We start from the raw sequence: 7,954 nt of genomic DNA, 5'->3' as shown, positions 1-7,954 counted from the left end.
CCCCCCCCCCCCCCCCCCCCCCCCCCCCCCCCCCCCCCCCCCCCCCCCCCCTTTCTAGTCGTCGGCAGCGTCAGATGTGTATAAGAGACAGGATCGACATTGAGCACCTCGCGCACGAGGTCCTTGAGGCCATGGCGATCGGTGTAGGTGCGGGTCAGGCGCGAGGCGATCTTGGTGCAGTAGATCGGCGTCGTCATGACGCCGAAGGCCTCATACAGCACGGCGATGTCGAACCGCGCGAAATGGAAGATCTTCGTGACGTTGGGATTGGCGAGCAGCGCCTTCAGGTTCGGCGCGTCGGTGTGCCCCTTGGGGATCTGAACCACGTCGGCGCTGCCGTCGCCTGGCGAGAGCTGCACGACGCAGAGCCGGTCGCGATGCGGGTTCAGGCCCATGGTCTCGGTATCGATCGCGACCGAGGAGGTGTAGCGGGACAGGTCCGGCAGATCGCCGCGATGCAGGCGTACGGTCATGGCGTTTTCAAACCTTCAGTCGAATCGATGCAGCCTTGGCAGGCTAATGCCGGGAACGGGAACTGGCGAGGTCGGACGCGCAAGCGAAATCCGGAAAGCCGGCTGGCCTTTTGCCCCGCTTGCGCGGTGTATCCGCTGGCAGATGTCCGCGCAAGCCGACCTCAGGGACGATGAACCTTGCGAAAATCGGCCAGGAAGACCCAGAAACACAGGAGCGCTGCGAAAAGCTGAAGGAAGCTGCCTTCGATGGCGGTGCCGGAGATCGAGACCGAGGTCGGAATGAGGATTGCGACGGTCAGAACGGCGGCCATGGCCATGGCCGGAAGATCGACGATGAGAACGGCCGCATAAAGCGCGAGCTCAAAGTAGGCATATTCCTTGAGCCGCGGCGAACAGAGATAGAGCGCATACATCGCCAGAACCGTGATGCGTGCCGCCTCGCGGGGATGATCGATCAGCCACCGATCCAGCCGCGTCAGAAGCGATCCTTGGACCGCCGATTCGTCGTTCCTGACTGCACGCGATACGACGAGGGCGAATGGCGCGAGCACAAGCGCAGTCGCGGCGAGTCCGTAGAGCACGAACACGAATGTCTGCTTGCCGCCCAGTCCGTAGTGCCCGGCGACGCCGAGCGTGAGAAGCAACAGCGATGGATTCGTCTCGTCCGCGGCAACCGAATGTTGTCCGGCGATTCGACCCGAGATCGCATTCAGCCAGCTTGAAAACAGATCGCCGTAGAGCGCCGTCGAGATCAGGATCGGCAGGATGAACATGCCTGCGGCGACGGCAAGCAGGATCAATTTCCGGCGCCGAGGCTGCGGCAGGAAGTAGAGCGACGCGAGCACGGGACAGAAGACCAGCTTGAGCGACGTGAGCAGACCGAGCAGTGCCGCACCGCTCAGGCGCAGCAGGAAAGCTTCCTTGTTCTCTCCTTCGAGAGGCGTACGACCAAGCAACAGCGCCAATGCGATTGCCGTGAGCAAGCCGGTGAAGATCGTGAAATTCCCGGAAGCCCAGGTCCATTCGAAGCCGAGGAAGGCGCCCAGGGCACAAAGAACTCTCAAGAGCGTGTCGCGCGGGCTCCTGCGTGTGGCGCCGAAGTCGGGCAACAGCAGGCCGCACAAGATCGCAAGAACGAGATAGAGCGCCCTGTAGTGACCGGTAAGAAAGCTCCCCGCGCACAGGGGCCGAAAGGCATCCAATGTCACCGGTAGATAGGGATAGGAGAGCTTCGTGTTTTTCAGGTTCTTCACGAAATAGGGATCAAGGCCCTCGCGATGGGCATCGACCGCTGCGCAGTTCACGCGCACATCCCAGCCGAAATTCATGCTCGAGCTGATGTCGACGGCCAGGTCGATGAGGACCAGCATCGCCACAAGCGCGACAAGCCGCGCCAGCCAGACGTTCGGCAATTGGCCGATGCCGAATTCGGGATGCGGCTTGCCAAACGACGCCTTCGCGACCGCCGCGCCTGTCGGTTGTCGCCGCTCTCCGGTCGACGAGCCAAACCAACGTGCAAGGCCAATTTCACCAAACGACACGGCGACACCTCGGTAAGTGCGGCCCCATCATCGGCTCGCCGCGACACAAGCATGCGATCATGGCGCTGTCACAGCCTCACTCGATCTGAGCACTGACCGATCCGGAGCCGAGCGTTCGGCGACCGACACGCAGAGCCGCGTCGTTCGGAAAATCACGTCGCCCAGGGGCGGCAGCGTCTCGCAGCGGTCCACGACGTATCCGACGCCATGTTGTGAGGCATAAGTCAATCGCGCGACATGAGAGCCCAGCGCCGCCAATTCGGTCATCCGCTCGTGCCAGGTCCGATAGTAGGACGGGGTCCACATCGCCGCGGCACCGCGCTTGTAATCGACCCAGACGCGGCGGTGGGACACGAATTCGAAGATGGTTGCGCGTGCCAGCGCCAGGTCCGCGGGATCGGCCATGGCGTCCTCCGCGAGATGGGGAGGCGTGAGGAACACGGCGTCCGCCCGGGTCGCAACGCGTGCCCAATTGCCGACGTCGCGCCACTCGCCGACCGCCTCGGCGAACAGGCGATTGACAGTGACGTTCTGCCAGACTGCAAGCGGCCAGAATATCAGCGCCGCGACGACCAGCGCAGCATAACCGAGCCGACGGTGCAAAGCGGGCGCCGCATCCGGCAGGGATTGCCGCGGCGCCATCACGAGGATGATCAGAGCGATCAACAACACGACCAACCCGTTGACGCTGAGGCATAGCACGATCAGGCACGCGGGGAGAAACCGTGTTGAGCGGGCATGGCTCAGCCAGTTCGTAGCCAGTGCCGCAACGGCAAGCGCCGCCAGAAGATAGATCAGCGTCCCCGAGCGCAGTAATTGAAGATTGAGGACGAGGTTCGCGCTGGAGACGAAGGGAGCGATGATGCCGACCGCATAGATCAGGATAGCGCCGAGATAGGCCGCCTGCACTGCACGCGCCTCGACGCCAAACCGGGCCAATGCGACGGCGCCGACGGCCATGACCGCGACCATGATGAAGATGTAGCTCAGCTCCACCGCATCGATCAGCGAGTGGCCGGCAAAATATTCGTGAAGATAGGCCGGATAGTCGAACCCGATCGGCTTGCCGAATTCGGGATTCGCAAGAATGGCATGCAGGACCGGATAGACGATGGGAGCACAGATCAACAGCCCGACGAAGGTGCGCAAACAGACCATTCGCAGGGTCGTTTCCTGCCTGGACAACAGCGTGATCGCGACGAGGACCAGCAGCGGCGCGAGCCAGACCGCAACGAACGCGTTGACGAAGAAGGTTACGCCGAAAGCGACGGTCGCCGCCGTGAACCGTCCGCGCGCCGCGAAATAGATCGCAAGGAGGACCGTGCCATTGGCGATCTCAGAATGGGTGAAGTAGTTCACGAACAGACCGCCCGAGCCACCGGCACGGCTGTAGCCGTCGAGCAACGCGGCACCGCACAGGATCAGGCTGAAGATCACCTTGTCGCGGCGCGTGACGATGCCGAGGAGCGAGGCACAGAGGAGGAAGCCGACGAAGGAGAGGAGCCTCGACAGGTAACTCAGCACGAAGAACAGGAACTCGGTCTGTCCGGCATCCTTCTGCGTGTTGCTCAGCGCGATCCAGACACCGGAGGCAAAATAGCGCAGCGATTGGATAAACGCGTCATCCTGATACTGTGGCTCACTGCCGAACCCGGCCACGATCGGAAGATGGAACAGGTTGTTTTCGATTCCGAACACGAAGCCCGTGCGGAGCACGGACAGGGCCGCCGCTACTGCCGCAATCACCAGGGTATCGATAATCGCAGGGGATAGCGCGAAGCCGCTCTTGCGACTTGCCGCTTGCAGGCTCGGAGCCACGAGCGCCATCAGATCGCAGCTAGCATGATGCAGATCATCGCCATCACGGTGGTCCGGCTGGCGTTGTCCTTGAACGTGTAGAGAATCGGATCGTCCGGCATCTCGCGGCGATGCGCCATCATCAGCGCGCGGCCGAACCAGTAGAGCAGGAGCGGATTGAGCAGCCACAGCATCCAGGGACGGCTGTAGAGCTGCGTCACGGTCGAGGACGAGACGTAAAGCGAGAACACGATCACCGCGTTCATGCCGCTCGCAGCCGCCATCGCCGCAATGACCTGGAGGTCGCCGATCCGGTAGTCGCGGTTGGCAGGATCGGAAAGGCCGGCACCCTGCCGCAGCGTCAGCTCGCTGAAGCGCTTGATCAGCGCGAGCGAGGTGAACACGAACAGCGAGAACATCAACAGCCATTCGGACAGCACCACGCCGATGCCGACGGCGCCGGCGACGATGCGCAGCGTATAGAGGCCGGCGAGCGTGACGACGTCGAGCAGCATCTTGCGCTTGAGCAGCAGCGAATAGGCGATCGTGGTGCCGAGATAGGCGGCCAGCACGGCGGTGAAGACGCCGGAGATGCAGAGGCTTGCGACGAAGGCGCCGAGCCACAGCACAGGAATGGCCATAAGCGCGGAGCCAATCGGCAGATCGCCCGCCGCAAGCGCGCGGTGGCGCTTGGTCGGATGCTGGCGATCGGCGGCGAGATCGAGCAGATCGTTCATCAGATAGGCACCCGACGCGCAGGCCGAGAACGCCAGGAAGGCCAGCAGCGCGGCGCCGAGCGCCGACAGGCTCATCTGATGCGCCGTCACCAGAGGGACGAAGACCAGCGTGTTCTTGGCGTATTGATAGACGCGGAGGGCGTTCACCCAAACCTTCAGGCCGACCTTGCGACCCGCATCCGGGGCACTGCGATTGCCGACATAGTCGAGGCCGTCGAGCTCGTCGGTCGCGATCACGCCGTCGAAGCCGAGATGCGCGGCGATGCCCTCGGCATGGTGGCGCAGGCGGGAGGCTGTCACATAGACCTTGCGGCCCTGCGCCCGCGCGGCGAGAGCCAGGTTCAGGACGTCCTGCTCATAGGGAAGGCTGGCATAGTCGAGCCCGGCATTCTCGGCGAGCTGCAGGAGCTTGTCCTTGCGCCAGCTCCCGGCGGCGCGCAGACGGCCGAGCATGTGCCCGGGCTCGCAAAGCAACGCCTCCAGCAACAGATCCGAGCGCAGCAGCGCGCCTTCGAGCTCAATGACCAGCGCAGGCGACGCGGCCGCCAGAGACGGCAACGGCTCCGAACCGGCGAGTTCGTGCTGCCATTGGGGCTGCTCCATTCGAATACGCGCTCTACTGACTGGCATGACCGGCCAGCGGCCGGGGAGCAGGGAAATGGACGGCCAAAACCGTAATTTCCAAACGCTAAGGACGGCTTAATCGGATCGGAGAAGGTGGGGCGGGATTCCTGGGATCAGGAACCGGCTGAAGCGGTTCGGCCGGGGGCAGCCCATTTGGACCGACGGCAGGGCCAAGGCCCAGATTCGGCCGTCACATCAGCGAGCTACCGAGAAAAAATGGTGCCCAGGAAAGGACTGGAATCGCCACCGTCAAGAAAGTCCGGAATTCCCGGGATTTTCGGCTGCCGGTGCGTGGCTATGGGCGGTCTGGCCGTTCATGCTCGTTCGTCATCCCGCCGCATCACGGCTAACGACTTCGATTGCCCTGGGGATCGGAGCACTGCTACTTGCTCCATGCGCACCGACGATATTCGCCTTCACGGTTTGGGCCATTCGGGGATTTGCGTCTTGAGAGCCTGCCATTTCCTTACGACCCAGGTGGAGATGCTGATTGACAGAGATTGGAAGCGATCATCCCGCGCTCGACGCGACGACGACCGTTCATTTGGCCGGGGCGATTCTCTTCAGACAGACAGGGTCGCCTCTCCCGGTCGAGGTACAATCCCAATCGGGACCAAATTCTGCATGCGTCGCTTGTTGCGAGAAGTTCGGTCGTTCCACGGCGAGAAAGATAAACACGCCGAGGATCGCAAGAACGAATGCGATGCCGAAGAAATCTCCAAGCCTGAGAGGCGGCCACGGCCATTTACTTTAGGCTGCGCCTGTCCCGGGCGGACGGCGCAAATCTCCCCGATTTCAAACGCTCGTCGCTTCAGAATCAAACCGCGAGCGCCGTAGGAATCGAATTGCCATGCGAGAGGCCGACGTTCTTTAGGATTCCAGGACCCAGCCTCCTGCAACTTCAAAATTCGTCAGCGATTTTTAGGTGGTCAGCGCCGGCCAACGCGACGGTTCATCCTCAGAACCCCGAACCAAGCAACCGCACCAGTTTCGCACCAAAAACGACCTGAACAAACCACGACGAACGCGATCAATTTCAAACGAAAACGCAGCAAAATCAACGAAGCTGATCGATGGCCCGCTGCTCATAACGGTCTGGCTGCAGGTTCGAGTCCTGCCGGGCCCAACAGCGTCATCAATAGCTTACTTCGTTCTTGTTGCCTGCCGCGCGACCGCCGCACCAGATACGTGCGCTTTCGTTCGTGCGCCGCAAATCCGCTCGATGGCGTCCAGACCGACTTTGGCGGCGGTGAATGTAATCGCCGCCCACCCATCGGTCGGAGATGCTCCGACAGAGCCGCTGATTAAGAGCCTGATAATTGCCGAGGGCTATTCAACAGGCTGGCCCGCGCGCCAGCCCATCTCCCAGAAGTCCGCCTCGAGTCGGGTGGCTTCCTTGAAGATCGCAATCAGCTCTGCCTCGCGGGCCGGCGTGGCGTAGAGATTGGCGAGATGCTCCAGGTGCGCCCGTGCTTTCATCGCGACCTCTTGGTATGGCACGCCGGCGTACTCGGCGATCCAAACGCGATAGGGGTTCTTCGAAGCGTTCGCATCGGGGCGCGAGGCGAGCCGCGTTGCGATCTCCGCGTAGCCGATCACGCAGGGGGCAAGTGCCACCTTGAGTGCCAGCAGATCACCACGCATTCCCGCGTCGAGCACGTAGCGTGTGTAGGCCAGCATCTCGATGGCGGGAGAGGTCTGCTCAAGGTCGCTCGCGGAAAGACCCCAACCGGCACAGAGCTTCACATGCAGGTTCATCTCGACGTCAAGAATAGCCGAGAGGCCGGCCGCCGCTTCACGCATGTCGGCAAGTTTGGGCGACTTGTAGACCAAGAGCGCGTAAGCGCGAGCAAACTCGACAAGGAATAGATAGTCTTGAGCGAGGTAGTGACGAAACGCCGCTTCGGGAAGCGAGCCGTCCGCCAGCCCGTTCGTGAAGGGATGCTCTGTATAGTCCCGCCACTCGCCGGATGCTTCTATCTTTAGACGCTCGAAGAAACCCACGATTTTTTCCCCGGCTTGCTTTCCCATGAACGTCTTTGGCTCGCTACCGACAGCGTAACGAATCGGGCGGAGGTTGATCACTGCACGTCGCCGCGATCAGCCGGCACGGAATCGCCTGCCTTTGCTCGCTAGGATTGTCGAGACCGACTTGCGTTCTCTCGTTATCACCAACAGAAAGTACATGCCCTATCCCGATCCCCAGCGTGGAGGCCGCCCCGACAACGTTGTGGGCTTATGGTGCGCTCGGAAAGCGTTCGCATTTGCCGCGAATTCAATTACTTATCCCAGTGACGAGGATCGAACCATTCCTATCGCGGCTCAAGAGAGTGTTTTAACTCCATCCCTACCCGGTCGTTATGCTCAATCCCTGTCGAAGCTCATGGGCATCAGGAGTTCGAGTCACCGGAGTGCTGCCACTTTTCCCCACACCAGCCGAACCTACGGTATCTCATCCAGACGCACTCACGAACGATTTCTCACTGACGCGGCAGTCGCCAGCGAACTACGAGTTTCTTCAATAGCCGATCTGGGCTAAGCTGCTGCAGGCCTTGGAGCTGGCCAGTTCGTACCCGACGGTAACACCCAACTTCGCGACGGAGTACTGCACTGAAAGCGCCCATTCAGTTCGGTGCAGAGGGCGATGAGCACCTGGAAGTCTTGTGATGGGGTGGACGCCCCCCTCGACGGCATCAATGTGCCAAGATGGTGGTGTTGAAACAGCCACTGCAGAGAAGGAGCGTCCGCCATGGAAGTTAGCACGATCGGAATAGATTTGGCG

Annotated in this window: 6 protein-coding genes; all 6 read right to left on the bottom strand. The window is 61.7% G+C overall.

Going from position 1 to position 7,954, the window contains the following annotated elements; all coding sequences use genetic code 11:
- Positions 1-473, bottom strand: a 473-nt coding sequence (locus tag ACV1FX_RS41360; protein ID WP_473123222.1) for a ribonuclease D, incomplete at its 3' end; no start/stop codon positions are given.
- Between the two features lie 161 nt (positions 474-634).
- Positions 635-2,014, bottom strand: a complete 1,380-nt coding sequence (locus ACV1FX_RS41355) for a hypothetical protein (protein ID WP_473123221.1) — start codon at positions 2,012-2,014, stop codon at positions 635-637.
- A 57-nt stretch (positions 2,015-2,071) separates the two neighbouring features.
- Positions 2,072-3,841: a DUF6798 domain-containing protein gene (locus ACV1FX_RS41350; RefSeq protein WP_473123220.1), complete on the bottom strand. Its 1,770-nt coding sequence runs from the start codon at positions 3,839-3,841 to the stop codon at positions 2,072-2,074.
- Positions 3,841-5,151 (bottom strand): UbiA family prenyltransferase, encoded by a 1,311-nt coding sequence (locus ACV1FX_RS41345; protein ID WP_473123219.1) that lies wholly within the window; start codon positions 5,149-5,151, stop codon positions 3,841-3,843. Before ACV1FX_RS41345 ends, ACV1FX_RS41350 begins: the two co-directional genes overlap by 1 nt.
- Before the next feature lie 1,350 nt (positions 5,152-6,501).
- Complete coding sequence (tenA, locus tag ACV1FX_RS41340; protein WP_473123223.1) at positions 6,502-7,176, bottom strand: thiaminase II; 675 nt, start codon at positions 7,174-7,176, stop codon at positions 6,502-6,504.
- A gap of 514 nt (positions 7,177-7,690) precedes the next feature.
- On the bottom strand, positions 7,691-7,954 hold a 264-nt coding region (locus tag ACV1FX_RS41335; protein ID WP_473123218.1), incomplete at its 5' end, for a hypothetical protein.

Source organism: Bradyrhizobium ingae (genome assembly GCF_055791185.1).
Note: the sequence above shows the minus strand (reverse complement) of the source record. Positions and strands in the feature narration are given on the sequence as shown.

Excerpts from the sequence above, each read along its gene's own strand:
- ACV1FX_RS41350 (WP_473123220.1), bottom strand. The coding sequence starts at position 3,841 with ATGGCGCTCGTGGCTCCGAGCCTGCAAGCGGCAAGTCGCAAGAGCGGC.
- ACV1FX_RS41345 (WP_473123219.1), bottom strand. The coding sequence starts at position 5,151 with ATGGAGCAGCCCCAATGGCAGCACGAACTCGCCGGTTCGGAGCCGTTG.